The organism is Fervidicoccus sp. SLHALR4 (genome assembly GCF_058692745.1).
In genome coordinates this window covers 255,290-271,812 of record NZ_CP182483.1, presented here as the reverse complement: position 1 = coordinate 271,812, position 16,523 = coordinate 255,290, and the positions used below count along the sequence as shown (strand labels likewise).

Below are 16,523 nucleotides of genomic sequence, written 5' to 3'. Positions count from 1 at the left end.
AGGTCCTCGGAATGAGGAGGATAAACAAATACATTTTTTTGCTCTCTCTCCCAGCTGTAGCCTATCTCTTCATATTCACGATTTACCCAATCATAAGCAACTTCATCCTCAGCCTCTACACCCAGGACGTCCTGGGCAATCTCCACTACACCGGGCTTGACAATTACCTCTGGTTCCAGAAGGATCCCTATCTGGTGAGGATAACTTCGAACACGCTCCTCTACATGACCACTACGCCGGTATTCGATATAATACTGGCAATACCTCTGGCGGTTGCTCTGAAGAGGGTGGGCAATAAGTGGCTCTTCCTCATTATGCTCCCAGCCTTCATCCCCCCCGTTACAGCTGCCAGCATGTGGTACCTGATGATAAACCCGTTCTTTGGTCTGGCATACTACTTCACGAAGGAGAACCTGGCTTCCTCTATTTGGACTGTAATTCTCGTCAATGTCTGGAGGAGCCTCCCGATGGCAACTCTGATAATATATTCTGGTCTAGCGTCGATTCCGAGGGAGATCGAAGCAGCAGCGAGCGTCGACGGCATAAGGGGAGCGAAGAAGCTGTTCATGATCGATCTTCCCCTCGTTGTCCCCCAGATACTTATGGCATTCGTGCTGATGACATTAACAGGCCTCTTCACATTCGATCCCATATACATAGGCACATCTCAGGCAGGTCCGAGGATCCTCGACAACCTTGCTTACTACGCTTTCGACCAGTTCTACTCCGGTGTTCCAGGCTACGCAGCAGCTATAATAGTCCTGTTGAGCATACTCTCGACTGTACTCTCGTATGTCTACATAAGGGTTCTGGGTTCCAGGAAAGCCGTTAAGTTTCCCGCACCCTCCTTCCTTCCATCTTCCGATCTGCCGCTGTGGGTTCACAAGGTGGTGATGACAGTTTACCTGCTCTTCTTCATGATTCCCATGTACTGGGTAGTCGCAGTCTCTGTCAAAACTCCAATAGAGCTCATAAGCATTCCGCCTACCATCATTCCAAAAACGGTCTCAAGCAGCAACTACATGCTCATGTTCACCGACGGCCTTCCATACATAATAACAACGCTGGCCGTCTCGTCTATAAACACCCTCACAACTCTCGTTCTCTCCGCCCCGCTTGCTTACACTATGGCCTTGCACAAGACCGGTGGGAGGAAGCTGCTCGTCTACATCCTCTATCTTAACGCAACGCCCACCCTGATATACATAATACCGCTGTTTGCTATACTCAAGTACCTCGGGATAATAAACACCTGGTGGGCACTGATCCTGACATATCCAATTATGACGATCCCGGTGACTACTTGGATACTCTACAACTACTACCTTAAGTTCCCGAAGCAGCTTGAAGAGGCATCGCAGATGGATGGAATGAACCCGCTCAGGACCTTCATCCGGGTAGGCATTCCGCTCAGCAAGAGCGGTCTCAGCGTTGCAGCCATATACGCATTTCTCTACTCGTGGGGCGCCCTCATATTCCCTCTGGCCTTCACTTATTCCCCCTACGACCTGTCCCATCCACTGTCCTTCTCGGGCGCCCAGACCTTCTCCATATTCATAGGGCTCCTCATGAGCCCGGTCTCGATGAGCTATGGGGGCGTAGCGGCAGCAGGAGTTATAAGCTCAATTCCTCCCCTGATCCTGCTCTACTGGGGGAGGAACAACCTGCAAAAGATTTGGGGTTCCGGAGGTGTCTGAGATTTGCCACTGAAGCTTCAGGGAGTGAGGAAAAAGTACGGAAAGTTCGAGCTGTTCATCGAAGACTACACGTTCCTCGATAAGAGCTACAACGTCGTCCTCGGGCCCAGCGGCTCCGGGAAGACCACGACGCTCAGGATAATAGCTGGGCTTGAGTACCCCGATGCTGGGAAGATACTGCTCGACGAAGAGGACATAACATATCTTCCCCCCTACCGCAGGAACATAGGTCTGGTATTTCAGAACTACGCGCTCTACCCCCACATGACGGCATACGAAAACATAGCTGTCCCCCTCAAGATAAAGAAGCTGAGCAAGGATGAGATAGACAGGAGAATAAAGAGGGTTGCCACGATACTTGGCATAGCTGATCAGCTCGAAAAGTACCCCTCTCAGCTCTCCGGAGGCCAGCAGCAGAGGGTTGCAATAGCTAGAGCCCTGGTTAAGGAGCCCAGGATCCTCCTGCTAGATGAGCCCCTCAGCAACCTAGATGCCAGGATAAGGATAGAGGTGAGGGGGTTCCTGAAGGAGCTCCAGAGGGAGCTGGAGATGACAGTGATCCACGTGACCCACGACCAGGAGGAAGCAATGGCAATTGCGGACAACATAATGCTCCTGGAATCGGGGAAGATAGTGCAGAGCGGGACGCCCTTCGAAATATACAGGAAACCGAAGAACCTCTTCGTCTTCAACTTCATCGGCTTCAGCAACGTCCTTCCTGCTGAGATCCTCGGGATAAAGGATGCCGACAAAGTGGGGTTCAGGCCGGAGGATGCGAGGCTGTCTAGCAACGGAGGTACTCTGGCGGGAAAGATCAAGAGGATACAGTATCTTGGATCATACAAGCTCATAGAGGTTGAAGCTGAGAGCGGACGCATGATCCTTGTTAGGGTCAAGCCTGAAGAGAATTGGAATGAAGGAGATAGGGTTTTCATAGACATCCCTCCTTCTTCACTCATCCTCTTCAAGGATGGATCCTCAGTGCTGAAGTGAGGGCAACCTTCTATGAAGGCCCTCTCAATAACGCACACAGATCTGGATGGAGTAGCATCCTCTGCCATTGCACTCAGGGCACTTGAGCCTGGGAGCTACAGGGTTGTCTTCACAGAGCCGGACTCTCTTCACCTCACGCTGAGAGCTCTCTCCTCGGAAGGGAATAAGTACGACCTCGTATCCATAACCGACCTCGGCCTGAATCCGAGCACGGTTGCTGAATCTCTCAATATAATCTCGAGCTCACTCAGCCGTTCTTCCAAGGTCATTTGGATCGACCACCACATCTGGAACAGAGAGTGGGAGGAGATGGTTGCCGCTTCTGGAGTGGAGCTCATGCGCGACACCTCTACATGTGCTGCCGGAATTGCTAGCAGGCTGAGGCCTGGAGATGCATACCTGGAGGAGCTCTCGAAGATCGTGTGCTCAGCCGATGAGTGGAGGTTCGACGACAGCAGGGCTCCCTGGCTGGTCAGGTATGTGGGTTTCAGCAGGGATCAAAGATGGCTGCAGGAAGCCCACAGAACTATATTAAATTCGAGGAGCATCGAAGAGCTCGTTGAGAAGTCGAGGGCAAGGAGCATAGAGGTGTTCGATATAGAGCTGAGATACTCAAGCGAGTTCTTGAAGAGGGCAGTGGTCGTAGAGAGGAGAGGAGTAAGGGTAGTATTTGGAATCAAGGAGGAGCCAGAGGTGAGCGCCAGCCTCCTCGCTCAGCTGATGTTTGGCAGGCTGAGAGCAGACATAGCTGCAATACTGAACGAGAGCAACAGGCTCGAGTTCAGATCGAACAAATGCAACGTGAGGGAGATCGCTCTCAGGCTGGGAGGAGGAGGGCATCCTAAGGCGAGCGGAGCTCCTTCACCGCTTGGTGCGGGAAGCTCGCCTGTTCTCTCAAGCGAGGATAAGATCAAGATTGTGCTTGACAGGATCCTAGAAGCAGTCGAGCAGGTGGGATGCATCCCTGTCTGAGAAACCTTTTCTAGGTTCCTGTGCACACTTCTTCTACGGGCTCAGCAGCGAGCCTCTCCCTGAGCGAAATTGTCTTCTTCAGAGACTCGTACAGCTCATCGACCTCCTCCTCTGTGTTGTAGATGTAGAAGCTGGCCCTCACGCTCCCCGTTATCCCCAATCTGTAGTGGAGGGGGTGAGCGCAGTGCCCCCCGCTCCTCACGGCGATGCCGTACATGTCCAGGGCCTTCGCCACGGTGTGGTGGTGGAGCCCCCTTACGTTGAAGGCCACGAGCCCCGTCCTCTCCTCAGGACTCTTGGGGCCGATCACTGAAACCTCATCGCCGAGCTCAGAAAGCCTCTGGAGAGCCCTCCTCACGAGCCTGATGTCATGATCCCTCACGCTCTCCATCCCGATCCTTTCGAGGTACCTCACAGCCTCCGCCAGCCCTATCATTCCAGCGATGTTGGGAGTTCCAGCTTCAAACCTCCAGGGGAGCGGCTGCCAGACGACGCTGTCGAGGGTGACATCCTCTATCGTTTCTCCCCCAACTCTGAATGGGGGGAGCTCGCTGAGGAGGTCCTCCCTCCCCCAGAGTATTCCGGTTCCCGTTGGGCCGAGCATCTTGTGTCCGCTGAAGGCCATGAAGTCCAGCTCCAGCTCCTTCACTCTAGTCGGTATGTGCGGGACATACTGAGCTCCATCTCCCACAGCTATTGCCCCAACCGAATGGGCGAGCCTGGATATCCTCCTCACATCGTTGACAGTGCCAACAACATTGCTCGCCATGGGGAATGCCACGACCCTTGTCCTCTCGCTCAGCTTCTCCTCGAGATCCCTGTAGTCGATCCTGCCTTCAGAATCCACATCTGCATATTTGACCTTCGCCCCAACCTTCTTCGCTACTTCCCTCCAGGGAAGCATGTTGCTGTGGTGATCCATGACAGTGAGCAAGATTTCATCGCCTGCCGAGAGCTTCCCAAGCCCCCACCCCCACGCAACTAGGTTTATAGCATCGGTGGTATTCATGGTGAGCACTACTTCTCTCCAGGAGCCGGCCCCGATGAACTCGGAGACCGCCTCGTGGGCTCTCTCGAACTGCTCGCTCGCCTCCTGAGAGAGCGTGTGCATCCCCCTGTGGACGTTGGCATTGTGGTAGAGGTAGAACCTGGCTATGGCCTCAACGACCTGCCTCGGCCTCTGCGTAGTAGCAGCGTTGTCGAAGTAGATGAGCCTCCTGCCGTTTACAGTCCTGCTGAGGATGGGGAAATCCCTCCTTATGCTCTCGACATCGAGGGGCAATCCTCTCACCGAGATGTTCTTTTAATTGGAACTCTCTTATTAAGTAGATCCAGCTTTCCCGAGCAAGAAAAAGAGAGGGATCAAGCTTCTTCGCGGGCTGTGCTCCGATCCTTTCTGCGGATGTACTTTCTGCACCTCTCCTCCCTGTACTTGGAGAAGACCCGAGAGAGGTATTCCTCAACGCTCAGCACCCTCAGCTTACCCTTCTCCACCCTCTCGAGCATCCCGAAGGCTACAAGCCTCTTCAGGATCCTCTTGGAAGTCCTCGTTGTTGCGCAAAGATCGTCTCTGAGCTTGCTCAGCAGCACGAGCTCGCTCTCAACTTTCCCAGCATAGCTTGAAGAGAGGAGGAAGAAGGCCATGAACTCCCTCTTCTTCGGCCACCTCAACTCCCTCACCGCCTTCCGCAGCTCCAGGACGAGGGATCCTCGCTGAGAGCGGAGAGATCAGCTCTTATGGCCTCCCCCCACGCATCCTTCTCGAGAACCAGGAAGTCCTCGGTGAGGGGGGGCGGAGGAGCAGCAATAGACCCCTTTCCAAGCACAATCTCGAGATGAGAAGCCACCTTCTTCCCTTTCAAATACACGGAGGCTATCGATGCAACCGGCTCGCAGAGGACGAGGATTTCTGCACCCTCCTGCTGGAGGAGCTGCTTCGCCTTCCTAACCGCTTCATTCACATCGGAGATGGCGACTTCGTAGACAACGAAGCCTTTTGGTATCCTCGTCTCATATCCCTCTCTTCGCTGTGCTTCTCTGCATTCAAGCTGAGGCAGGGCCTCGGCCTCAATCCTCCTCTTCGAAAAGCTCAACGGTTATCCTGGCCTTGACTTCGCTGCTGCTGAATGGAGGAGGAGCTTCTCCGAGGTCTATGCCAATGACCACCTGATTGCCCAGCGAATCCGTCATCTTGACTTCTGCCACATACCTTTTCTTCGGGCCCTCCTCCAGAGCCTTTATGACGCCTTCATATATCCTCGAGAAGGCCATCTGGAGGGCTATGGGGCTCGAGAAGTCCTCGGGCTTGAGCTGTATGTTTGCGAGCCCACCCATGACTTCTCCTATCCTCGCCTTTCCCTCGAAGACCGCGACCTTCTTTACTTGCTCGCTCAAATTAGACACCACTTCACGTTTCTTGATCATCATTCTAATATTTAATTTCAGATGACCCAGTAGAGGTAGAAGGCCAGCGAGGAGACCAGGAGGCCTGCCCAAACCACCTTGCTGAGCCTGAATATCTTAGCTCCGTCGAACGGCCCAATTGGTATGAGGTTGAAGAGAGCGAACCATGCGTTTATGAGCGAGAGCATGGAGAAGAAGCTCGGGTTAAACGGATATAGGGCAGCGCCGAGCAGGGCTATGAGTATGTTTGTTGCTATTCCAGACGCGCTTATTCTGAGCAGATCCCTCTTCACCAATACATTTCCGTAGCAGTATATGCCGACGTAGCCTGGAGCGAGGAATGCTATTGGGAGGACGGAGGATATGAGGGTCAGGAAGAGGCCAAGGGGGTCGAGGACGAACCTGCTCGAGCAGCCTGCTCTCCTCGCGAAGTACCTGTGAGCCATTTCGTGGAAGAAGAACCCTATGATGACAGCTATGAGCCCCTGGTAGGAGAACTTCCCGAGAAGTGCAACGACAACGGATATAGCCCCTATCCCGAGCGAATAGCTCTCCCTTTCGTTCAGCCTGTATACTATGCCGCTCAACTTGCGCACCTTCACTTCATGCTTCTTCCGATCAGATATTCGTCCAAGCTCCTCTGCGAGAGCATCTCTCTGAGAGCTCTTTTAAACTCATCTGCTGCCTCCCTCGAAAGCACTCTGCTCTCCACGATGCTCAGGAGCTCTTTCAGATCATTGACTTTAACTGGATCAGAGGAGAGCGCTGCCCTCACAGTTTCCCTTATATGCCAGTTCCCGACGGGGACTATGTACTCTGGAAGCACTTCCCGCAGTATTATGAACTTGGCCTTCCTCCTGATCCTGTGCAGATGCTCCAGCACGGCCAGCCTGGCGGCGGAGTACCCTCCGTCCATGTGCGATACCTCCCCCCACTGGTTCTCCCTCACCACCCCAATTTCAGGCTCGGAAGAGTCCAGGGCCCATATGCTCCTCGGGTACCAGACTTCGATCCAGTACCCCTCATAGCTCCCCGGGATGAGGGCGATGAGAAACCTGTTGTGCAGGTACTCCCCCCTGTAGAGCAGGATCTCTCCAACCGTTTCATATCCAAGGATCCTCCTCCTCAGGTAGTCGCTCAGGGAATCATCGACGGCCGTTATCGCCCACCTAGTGGGGACGAGCTTCCTTCTCCTCTTCGCTCCGAGCAACCCTAGGCTCAATGCCCTCTCCAGAAGATATACATCCTTCTCCTTCGTGTAAAGCTCTACCAGAGCTTCCCCTGCCCTGATATCATCCCATATCATCCTCTCGAGATCTCTGTCAACCTTCGGAGAGCTGCTCACCCTCACTCTCTCCAGCGGAGATAGGAGGCCAATGGGTCTCACAACGCTGTCGAAGGAGAGCTGGAGGACGGGAGGCTTCTTCAGCTGTACTTCGCTGTCGACCGGCTTCAAGCTGACCAGCGCAAGCGATACTTCTCCTTCATAAAGCCTCCACGGATCGGAGGCTGGGACCCTCAGGACTCCGCTCAGGAGATTGCTCCTCATTTCCACAATTCCCTTGAGATCGAGCTTTCCATGCCACGACTTGGGATCATCGTAGAGAGAAGGATTCTCTCCGGAGCCCGAGGGAGCTATGTTGTAGAGCACTGCCACATCGGGATATCCCCTCTCCCCGACTATGCTGCTGGGCGGCGTCATCCCGGAGATATCCTTGGACCTGACGACGGAGACATAGGTTCTAAGCATACCCCGTGCTCTTGCGAGCAGCGGGCACTCCTCGAGGCCGCAAAGCTTCTTTGTACCCTTGCACAAGATGCAAAGAGAAGCTCTTGGAGGCATGATTCTCAGCAGGCTGCTCTTCTATCTAATAAATCGTCAGTCGCAGGTTATATAGATGGTGCCGTTTTCCGTTCTAGGTCATCGCAGATCTTAGGCCACTCCGCATGGAGGTCATGGGCACCCTTCGAGCCCAACGGCACGCGGCTCATATCTATGAGGTACTTCCCAACTAAGTTCTCGGCTCCCACTGCTCCTCTGGGCACTGCCCGTCACTGGAGCGAGTTTATATCTCAACTGTTAACGACTCCTGATTCCGCTTGAGAAGAAATGGATCTCAGAAGATCTTGTACCGAAGTATTCCAGCTATCCCGTCGAATGACTCCTGGAGCCACTCCCCCTCTGGAGAGTTGAGGGGGACGACCACCAGCTCAGCTCCCGATCTCTTCGCCAGGGCCTCCAGCTCATCTATCAGAGGATGGTCTTCGACAACGAGGAGGTGCTGGAGCGCACCCATCTCCGCCGCCTGCTTGACCTCATCGTATCCGAATACAGCCAGACCATCAGCCTTCGCCATGTGAGCCTTCAGCTCCTCAACACGCTTGAAAGCGTCGGAGTACCTGTGATCCTGCAGTACATCGGAGGCCTTTATGACGAGCTCCCTCAGCCCCGCCTCATTCTGATAGCCCACATCTATCAGCTTGTCTATTACTAGATCCCTGAGCCTCTTGTCGAGGTACTCGCCGCTGACGAAGTCCTGCTTGCTGTATCCAGGGCCTCCAATGAGGATCCCCTTGAGCTTTCCCTCGAGCAGCAGGGGCTCGAAGAGCTGCTTGGCCCTCTCTGCCACTGTCTTGTAGAAGTCCTCAACCATCTGCTCTATTATCCTGTCGAACCTCCTCTGGCTCTGCCCTCCCTTAGTGTGCTTGCCCGGTATGTAGCTCATGAAGTTGTCCAGCAGCTCTATGGTCGTTCCCTTCAGTAGCCCGATCGTTGCCTCATCCCTCTCGATTATGATGAGACCATGGTAGCTCTTCTCTGATATCATGTCCTCCAGGAACTCCGTGTGGAACCACTTATCGGTTCTGTAGTAGTAGACCTTCACGGGCTCGGGAGGCGAGAACATCATGCATATCTGCTTCCCGGTATCGGAGTTCACTCCGCAGAAGAGGACGAGCCCGTTCTCCGGTATCTTGTTGATATTGCCCAGCCTGTCTATCGCCATGCTTAAAGACGTCTGCACAGCATCCTTCGTCCTCTTCAGCTTTATGTTGTCCGTTATGCTCAGCTCCGTTCTAAGCATGTTGACAACGTCGCTCACCGGCCTTCCGGGAGGGATGTACAGTGAAAGGAGGGTCGTAGCTGGAGCCTTCCACTGCTTCAGCTCCTTTATGATCATCTTCAGCTGCTCCTTGGTGACCTGATAGCTCATCCCGACCTCACTTCGCCTTCTCGCTTCTCTGCATGTCTTTTCCAATTGGAGAGATGAACCTGATTCCTAATAATTGTTATCCTATTCGGAGGACTAAGCTCAGCTCTGCCCTTCGACTCCACTCTCAAGGAAGCTTTTTTCTGAACTCTGTTGTTTTGATGTAAAAAGGGTCGCCGCTCCCATCTAGCCTTTTGCTCTGCTCAGCTTTTCAATTATGGGGTCAATGGACTTCCTTATGGTTTCGGGTACCCCTTCGAAGCCCGTATCCAGAAATCCTCTTATCAGGAGAGATACAGCCTCTTCCTCAGAGAACCCCTTGGTTTCCAGATACTCGATTTCCTCTCTCCTGATCTTTCCTATGCTCGCCTCATGGGTCAGCTCGGCATCCTCCGTGAGGGAGCTGAGCTCAGGCACAGTCTTTATCTCGCCTTCTCCTCCCAAGATCATCCCCTTGCACTCTATATGCCCCTTCGCCCTTTCCCCCTTAGCCACGATCTTCGCCCTCGACTCAATTCTGCTCCTCTCCCTGGACAGCAGCCTTGAGAGGAGGATCGAGGAAGAAGACTTTCCCAGCAGGTGCACTTCCATGCTGTACTTCAGCGAGCTACTGCCCCTTCCTGCAACGATCTGTTCGGTCCTTGAGGAAGAGCTATCGCCTTCCTGGATTATCTGCGTCGTGAACGAGATCGATTTTGCTTCAGAGTAGTTGATATAGACGTCGTGGTACTTTCCTCCATCTCCCACACTGACCGATGTGAAGGCTGAAACGCCGACGAGGGGGAGCCAGTTGTGCAGCATCACTTTGGTGTACTTCGCATTGGAGCCTATGTGTATTTCTTCCAGGCTCGAGTGCACTGCCTCGTTTACAAGAGTGAAGCATCCTGAAGCTCCGATGGCCTCGGCGTTGCTCTCTATGACTGTGAGGTTGTAGACCTTCTGCACGATTCCCCTGTTCCCCAGGACAAAGCAGTTGAAGATTGGCTTGCTTACCTTAACCCCCTTCGGGACGTAGAGGAATATGCCACTGTCTACCTGCTTCAGGTCCCCCCTGACCGTCTTGAACGCATACCTCTCGAATATATCAGGATAGCTCTTCGCGGCCTCATGTATTTCCATGTAGACTACTCCCATCTCCTCGAGCTCCCTGGACAGCCTTCTGAAGAGGAGGGACTCGTTGAGGACAACTCCGCCTCCCTCTTCAACGCTCAGCCCAAGGCTCTTCGCCTTCTCGAGAGCATCCCTCAGACCTTCTTTCTGAGGATCCATGTTCACTCAGCCCCCAAAATTCCATACCCTCTGTTGAGGACGCTCTTCAGCATCTTCCTCGCATCCTCGCCCAGAGAAAGCCTGCCGTTGATCATTACGTACCCCTTCCCCAAGCTCTTCAAGTACCTGGCCATCGCGCCCGCATGGGTTACGAGCAGGATCCCCACCCCATTCTCGGCCATCTGGTTAATCAGCTTAGCTATTCTTCTGATCGAGTCTATGTCAACCCCGCTGTCGGGCTCATCGAGGAGGGCGACCTTAGGCTTCGAGAGGGCTACAGTCGCCAGCTCTGCCCTCTTCGACTCCCCCCCGCTGAACCCATCGAAAGCGTTTCTCTCCAGAAGGTACGAGATCAGAGTTGTGTTAACAGCATCTCCGAAGAAATCCCTAGAGCCGTGGATCTCGGAGAGCTTTTCGAGGAGAACCCTCATCTTAATCGGCAAGGGTGGGGGGATCTGGTGCGCGAGAGCAAGACCAAGCTTCGATCTCTCCCAAGGCAGGAGGTGAGTTATTTCTTTCGAGTCAAGATATATCTTCCCGCCAAGCACCTTATAGCTGGGGAGCCCCATTATTGCCCTTAGGAGAGAGGTCTTCCCGCTCCCATTCGGTCCCAGGAGGACTGTAATTTCCCCCTCCTCTATCTCCATGCTCACGTCTCTCGCTACTACTTTACCCTCAACTGCTACAGTCAGCCCAGTTACCTCGAGGACCTTCCTTGTCAAGGCGGCCACCTGATGAGCAGAGGATCAAAGGCCCACAATCAAAGAGTCCTCACACAGCATAATAAATCCCTGGCAGCGAGGAGGAGAAGCATGAGAAGCACATGAACATTTTCAATAATCTCAGAAAAAATGGAAAAATAGATTTAAATAAAATTAGAATAATATTGTGATTTGATTGAATGAAGGTGGAGCAGCTTGTCTTCTACCGAATTTGAAAAGCTTATGGACAAATGGCTCAATGCCAAAGATTTCTATGTTGTTGGAAAGAGGGTAGAGAGGGCCGACACTCTGGAGAAGGCACTGGGCAGGGCGAAATTCATCGAGGACTTCTACATGAGCGACATGCTCTTCGTAAAGCAGGTGATCAGCAGGCATCCTCACGCTAGAATTCTGTCCATTGATGACTCTGAAGCGAAGAGGGTCAGAGGCTTTCTCCTCAACATTACGGCCAGAGACATACCGGGAGAGAACCAAGTAGGCTACTCCCTCCCCGATCAGCCCCTCTTGGCACATAGGAAGGTCAGATATGCGGGAGAGATCGTGTCCCTCGTCGTAGCGAGGGACATCGACTCTGCGATGGAGGCAGCGGATCTGATAAAGGTCGAATACGAGCCGCTCCCCCACATCTTCGACCCCCTCGAGGCCATGAGGAGGACGGATGTCCTCGTTCACGATGAAACGGGTTCAAACATAGCTTTCAGGACCAGGGTCAGGAAGGGAGACGTGGAGAAGGGCTTTTCCGAATCCCATGTGGTCGTTGAAAACGTTTACCGGACCTCCCATCAGGATCATGTCTATCTAGAGACCGAAGCGGCCATAGCCATACCCGGTCTCGAGGGGAAGCTTACTATCCTCTCACCATCACAGCATCCGCACCTCACGCAGAGGATCGTTTCGAGAGTCCTGGGCATTCCGGCGAGCCACATTAGGGTAGTTGTCCCCTACTTGGGGGGAGGCTTTGGCGGAAAGGACGATGAGGGCCCCCTCACCTCGGCCAAGGCGGCACTTGCTGCTTTCCTCACCGGAAAGCCGGCGTTCATTGAGTACTCAAGGGAGGAGAGCTTTTCAGTGCACCCGAAGAGGGAGGCGACTGTGATAAAGTACAAGAGCGGGGCCGATTCCGAAGGGAATCTGAAAGCTATAGAGGTCGAAATAGTCCACGATACCGGCGCTTACGCTAATAGGGGGCCTTTCATTCTGTGGAGGGCCACAATGCACGCATCCGGACCATACTTCGTTCCAAATGCGAAGGTCGACGGATACTGCGTGTATACGAACAAAGTCTACCAGGGCTCCTTCAGGGGCTTCGGCAACCCCTCAGTTCAGTTCGCTGCAGAGAGCCAGATGGATATTCTAGCTGAGAAGCTCGGGATGGATCCCCTGGAGATCAGGCTCAAGAACGTCCTTACTCCTGGGGCCACAACGATGACTGGGCAGACGCTTGATTCCTCCGTAGGCGTCAAGGGGGCTCTAGAGGCTGTTGCCGAAAAGGCTGCCTGGAGGGAGAAGAGGAGGCTCTACTCTTCACAGAGCGGGAGGTTCAGGAAGGGGATCGGCCTCGGCGTCATATGGCATGGGATAAGCACATCTCGAGGTGTGCCCGACTGGTCAGCAGGGACAGTGAAGATCGAGCCAGACGGTTCCGTTTCGGTCCTTGTGGGCATCGTAGAGATCGGGCAGGGCTCCCCCTCTTCTTCCCACAGGCAGATAGTTGCGGAGGTGCTCGGGGCTCCTCTCGATATGGTTCATGTTTACTTCGGCACGACCGATGCCCCGGACACTGGAGCAACCCACGCATCGAGAGGAACGGGAGTTGGGGCGATAGGGATATATGCGGCTTCGATCGAGCTGAGGGAGAGGCTCAACGCCCTCGCAGCGAAGATCCTCGGGACGGATCCGGAGGACATAGCAATAGTAGACGGCGTCGCCAGATCTAAAAAGGATCCCTCCAAGAGCATAGCCTGGAAGGACCTCGTGAAAAAGGCATACGAGAGCGGAGTGAGCACCTCCGCAACTGGCTACTTCTTCCTCCCCAAGGGGAAGTTCAACGATGAGCTCGGGCAGGGCTTCGCCTACATTTCCTACAGCTACATGGCTATCATCAGCGAGGTCGAAGTCGACACCCTCACGGGAAAGGTCAGCGTCCTGAGGGTTTACCCAGCGATCTCTGCTGGAAAGATCATAAACCCCGTGCAGGTCGAGGGGCAGGTAGAGGGGGGATATGTTCAGGGCATGGGCTTAGCACTCACGGAGGAGCTGAAGTTCAGCGAGAGGGGAGAAATAATCAACAGAGACCTCACAGACTACGTCATACCCACCTCCCTCGATGCTCCCCAGATCGAGGATCCCATATTCATCGAGGACAGGTTCAAGTACGGTCCCCTCGGAGCGAAGGGAGTCGGAGAGATGGCCCTTATACCGGCGCCGGCCTCCATAGCAAATGCGGTATCCCAAGCCATAGGGAGGAGGGTGACGGAGCTCCCCATAACTCCGGAGAAGGTCCTCAAGCTGCTGGAGGAGAGGTGATCCCAATGTTCTACAGAATCCCCAAATTCGAGTATGCTAGAGCTGGAAGCATGAAAGAAGCGCTCGAGATTCTCAGAGAAGGGGACTGGAAGCTGCTCGCTGGAGGAACCGATCTCCTGATAGACATGAAGATCGGGAGGCAGTCCCCCAAGAAGGTTCTGGACATTTCCAGGCTTAGAGAGATCCGCTATGTGAGATTGGAAGGCGATCGGATGAGAATAGGAGGTGGATCGAGGCTGCAGGAGCTGCTGGACAACATCATAGTTAGGGAAAAGGCGCCCCTCCTCAGCTCTGCCTTGACCGAGATGGCTTCCTGGCAGATAAGGAATGTTGCAACCATAGCGGGGAACCTCTGCAATGCCTCGCCCGCCGCTGACTCCGCCCCACCCCTCCTCGTCCACGATGCCGTAGTAAAGCTGACATCTTCCTCGGGGAGCAGGAAGGTTCCGCTGCGGGAGTTCTTCCTTGGCCCGAGGAAGACTATGCTGTCCAGCAGCGAGCTCCTTGAGGAGATCGAGCTCCCGCAGCTAGATGGCTACTACCACTGGTACTACAAGCTCGGGAGGAGGAACGCCTTCACTCTTTCCGTGGTCTCCATAGCCCTTGCTGTGAAAATTGAAGACGGCACATTCTCGGATGTGAGGATAGCTATGGGTTCAGTTGCCCCGAAGCCCATCAGGGCATCCACAGTTGAGAGGGAGCTCATAGGAAAGAGCGCGGAAGAAAGGAATGTGAGCAGAGCAGTGGAGCTGCTCGAAGAGGACATCTCCCCCATCACCGATGTGAGGGCTTCAGCTGAGTACAGAATGAGGGTTTCTAAGGCTCTTCTGAAGGAGGGCCTCCTCAGCTCGCTCAAGCACTTTGGAGGTGATCGCGCGTGAAGGTCTCATTCAAGCTGAACGGCACCCCAGTGGAAGTCGATGCCGAGCCCAACGAAATTCTGCTCGACACGCTCAGGCTTAAGCTTGGAGTCAGAGGAGTGAAGAGGGGGTGCGAGAGGGCTGAGTGCGGAACCTGCACTGTTCTCCTGGACGGCAGGCCTGTCTACTCCTGCAGCATCCTCACGGTCCAGGTTGAGGGCAGCGAGATCGAGACAATAGAGGGGATCTCCAGGGAGGAGCTTGGCAGGAAGCTGGCGGAGAGCTTCTCGAAGGAAGGTGCTGTTCAGTGCGGCTTCTGCTCCCCGGGCTTCATAACTACTGCGTATGCGCTGCTCAAAGCCAATCCGAAGCCGTCTGAAGGCGAAATAAAAAAGGCCATTGAAGGGAACCTGTGCAGGTGCACAGGTTACAAGAAAATAGTTGAGGCGATCAAGAAGGCATCTGTTGCTGAACTGAAGTAGATCTGCGCAGCCACACCCCGCTTCTTTTTTTCTCCACCTCTCCGCTTCTTGCTATTATCTCGCCCCTCAGCACAACTGCTTCCACCTTCCCCTTCATCTTCATTCCTATGAATGGGGTAAGCGGGCTCTTGGTTATGAGTGACTCCCTGCTTATCACCGTTTCCGCCGCCGGATCTACTATGACCACGTCTCCATCGCTCCCCGGCATCAGCTCCCCCTTCTTCGGCCAGAGGCCGAACAGCTTAGCTGGATTCCTCGATATGAGCCTGGGGACGTCCTTCAGCTCTATTTGTCCTGAAAGCGCTAAGTTCAGCATTGAAATGAAGAGGGTCTGAACGCCAACGAATCCCGCTGCAACATCCCAGATGTCCTTATCAGGCGACTTCTCCTCGGGCGAGTGGGGAGCGTGGTCTGAGCCTATTGAGTAGATGGTCCCGCTCCTCAGGGAGCTCAGCAGAGCCAGCCTGTGCTCCTTTTCTCTGATCGGCGGGTTGACCTTAATGCTGCTGCCGTATTCTTGATAGTGGGAGCTGTCGAAGTACAGGTAGTGGGGGCACGTCTCTCCTGTCAGGCTCACCCCCTCCTCTCTGGCCATCCTGAGATATTTGAGCACGTCCTTCGAAGATATGTGAGCTATATGCGCCCTCCCTCCCGTTTCCCTTGCGATCAGGAAGACCTTCATGACAGCCATCTCCTCGGTCACTGGAGGTCTCGAGAGGAGGTGGGCAGCAGCATCCCTCCTCCCCGAGGACTTCACCTTCTCAACAAACATGTTCACGAGCTGGTCGTCCTCAGCGTGGAAAACGACGGTGAAGTCCAGCTTCCTCGAAAGCTCGAGAGCTCTGTAGATAGCTGGGTTGCTCGGAGGGGGGAGATTTCCTGTGGTTGGTCCCATGAAAGCTTTGAAGCCGACTGCCCCCTCCTTCAGCATCTCCTCCATCCTGTTCAGGCTCTGGTCTGTCAGCAGTCCATAGAGAGCAAAGTCAACATTTGCCTTCCTGCTTAGGAGCTCCCCCTTCTCTCTTACCCTCTCTCCTGAGTCGACAGGGGGGATCGTGTTAGGCATCTCTATGACCGTTGTAACACCTCCTGCAGCAGCCGCTGCTGTCCCGTGATCGAAGTCGTCCTTGTACTCGAGGCCGGGCTCCCTCATGTGGACGTGCTCGTCAACTGCTCCAGGGAAGACGAGCTTCCCCTCAGCATCCAGCACTTCCTCCGCCCAGCTCCTGGGGAGGGATCTTCCGATGCTATGCACTTTTCCATCGATGATTAGGATGTCTCCGTCGAATATTCCTTCTGGGGTAACGATGTGTCCCCCCCTTATAAGGAGATTCATATTGCTCTCAACTCCTCATGATCAGTATTCAGTTATTTTATGATAAATCAATAT

At 54.1% G+C, this 16,523-nt stretch carries 16 protein-coding genes; 6 read left to right on the top strand and 10 right to left on the bottom strand.

All coding sequences use genetic code 11. From position 1 onward, the window contains the following. The first annotated feature begins 11 nt into the window (after positions 1-11). Genes ACLGLO_RS01420 through ACLGLO_RS01410 form a run of 3 tightly spaced genes read left to right on the top strand, consistent with a single transcriptional unit; the run spans position 12 to position 3,662 of the window. Positions 12-1,697, top strand: a complete 1,686-nt coding sequence (locus ACLGLO_RS01420; RefSeq protein WP_492128632.1) for an ABC transporter permease — start codon at positions 12-14, stop codon at positions 1,695-1,697. A gap of 3 nt (positions 1,698-1,700) precedes the next feature. After that, positions 1,701-2,690, top strand: coding sequence for an ABC transporter ATP-binding protein (locus ACLGLO_RS01415; protein ID WP_492128631.1), 990 nt, complete (start codon positions 1,701-1,703; stop codon positions 2,688-2,690). Between the two features lie 12 nt (positions 2,691-2,702). Then, positions 2,703-3,662, top strand: coding sequence for a DHH family phosphoesterase (locus ACLGLO_RS01410; protein WP_492128630.1), 960 nt, complete (start codon positions 2,703-2,705; stop codon positions 3,660-3,662). 10 nt (positions 3,663-3,672) lie between these two features. Here the strand turns inward: ACLGLO_RS01410 and ACLGLO_RS01405 are convergent, their stop codons facing one another. The 9 genes from ACLGLO_RS01405 to ACLGLO_RS01365 form a co-directional block, all read right to left on the bottom strand. Beyond that, complete coding sequence (locus ACLGLO_RS01405) at positions 3,673-4,944, bottom strand: aminotransferase class V-fold PLP-dependent enzyme (protein ID WP_492129104.1); 1,272 nt, start codon at positions 4,942-4,944, stop codon at positions 3,673-3,675. 80 nt (positions 4,945-5,024) lie between these two features. Then, positions 5,025-5,342: a hypothetical protein gene (locus ACLGLO_RS01400; protein WP_492128629.1), complete on the bottom strand. Its 318-nt coding sequence runs from the start codon at positions 5,340-5,342 to the stop codon at positions 5,025-5,027. Beyond that, a complete protein-coding gene (locus ACLGLO_RS01395; protein WP_492128628.1) occupies positions 5,339-5,755 on the bottom strand; it encodes a hypothetical protein in 417 nt (138 codons plus the stop codon). Before ACLGLO_RS01395 ends, ACLGLO_RS01400 begins: the two co-directional genes overlap by 4 nt. Further along, positions 5,730-6,086, bottom strand: a complete 357-nt coding sequence (locus ACLGLO_RS01390; protein WP_492129103.1) for a hypothetical protein — start codon at positions 6,084-6,086, stop codon at positions 5,730-5,732. The genes ACLGLO_RS01395 and ACLGLO_RS01390 overlap by 26 nt, the downstream gene beginning before the upstream one ends. 17 nt (positions 6,087-6,103) lie before the next feature. Next, positions 6,104-6,652, bottom strand: coding sequence for a zinc metalloprotease (locus tag ACLGLO_RS01385; protein WP_492128627.1), 549 nt, complete (start codon positions 6,650-6,652; stop codon positions 6,104-6,106). An 11-nt stretch (positions 6,653-6,663) separates the two neighbouring features. Beyond that, positions 6,664-7,881 (bottom strand): Nre family DNA repair protein, encoded by a 1,218-nt coding sequence (locus ACLGLO_RS01380; protein WP_492128626.1) that lies wholly within the window; start codon positions 7,879-7,881, stop codon positions 6,664-6,666. Between the two features lie 301 nt (positions 7,882-8,182). After that, the gene (prf1, locus tag ACLGLO_RS01375; protein ID WP_492128625.1) at positions 8,183-9,277 is read right to left on the bottom strand and encodes a peptide chain release factor aRF-1; all 1,095 of its coding nucleotides are present in this window, start codon (positions 9,275-9,277) and stop codon (positions 8,183-8,185) included. Positions 9,278-9,460: 183 nt separating this feature from the next. Continuing rightward, positions 9,461-10,543 carry a SufD family Fe-S cluster assembly protein gene (locus tag ACLGLO_RS01370; protein WP_492128624.1) on the bottom strand — a complete coding sequence of 361 codons (1,083 nt, stop codon included), beginning with the start codon at positions 10,541-10,543 and terminating at the stop codon, positions 9,461-9,463. A 2-nt stretch (positions 10,544-10,545) separates the two neighbouring features. Then, entirely contained in the window at positions 10,546-11,265 is a 720-nt protein-coding gene (locus ACLGLO_RS01365; protein ID WP_492128623.1) for an ATP-binding cassette domain-containing protein, read from the bottom strand. A gap of 195 nt (positions 11,266-11,460) precedes the next feature. On the opposite strand from ACLGLO_RS01365, the gene ACLGLO_RS01360 reads away from it, so the two are divergent. From ACLGLO_RS01360 to ACLGLO_RS01350, 3 genes are read left to right on the top strand one after another with little or no spacing between them, the layout of a single operon-like run. After that, positions 11,461-13,791 (top strand): xanthine dehydrogenase family protein molybdopterin-binding subunit, encoded by a 2,331-nt coding sequence (locus tag ACLGLO_RS01360; protein WP_492128622.1) that lies wholly within the window; start codon positions 11,461-11,463, stop codon positions 13,789-13,791. 5 nt (positions 13,792-13,796) lie between these two features. Further along, positions 13,797-14,672: an FAD binding domain-containing protein gene (locus ACLGLO_RS01355; protein WP_492128621.1), complete on the top strand. Its 876-nt coding sequence runs from the start codon at positions 13,797-13,799 to the stop codon at positions 14,670-14,672. Next, positions 14,669-15,133, top strand: coding sequence for a (2Fe-2S)-binding protein (locus ACLGLO_RS01350; protein ID WP_492128620.1), 465 nt, complete (start codon positions 14,669-14,671; stop codon positions 15,131-15,133). Before ACLGLO_RS01355 ends, ACLGLO_RS01350 begins: the two co-directional genes overlap by 4 nt. Here the strand turns inward: ACLGLO_RS01350 and allB are convergent. Next, on the bottom strand, positions 15,102-16,469 hold the full coding sequence (gene allB, locus ACLGLO_RS01345) for an allantoinase AllB (protein ID WP_492128619.1): 1,368 nt from the start codon (positions 16,467-16,469) through the stop codon (positions 15,102-15,104). The two genes, ACLGLO_RS01350 and allB, sit on opposite strands and share 32 nt — an antisense overlap. Between the last annotated feature and the right edge of the window lie 54 nt (positions 16,470-16,523).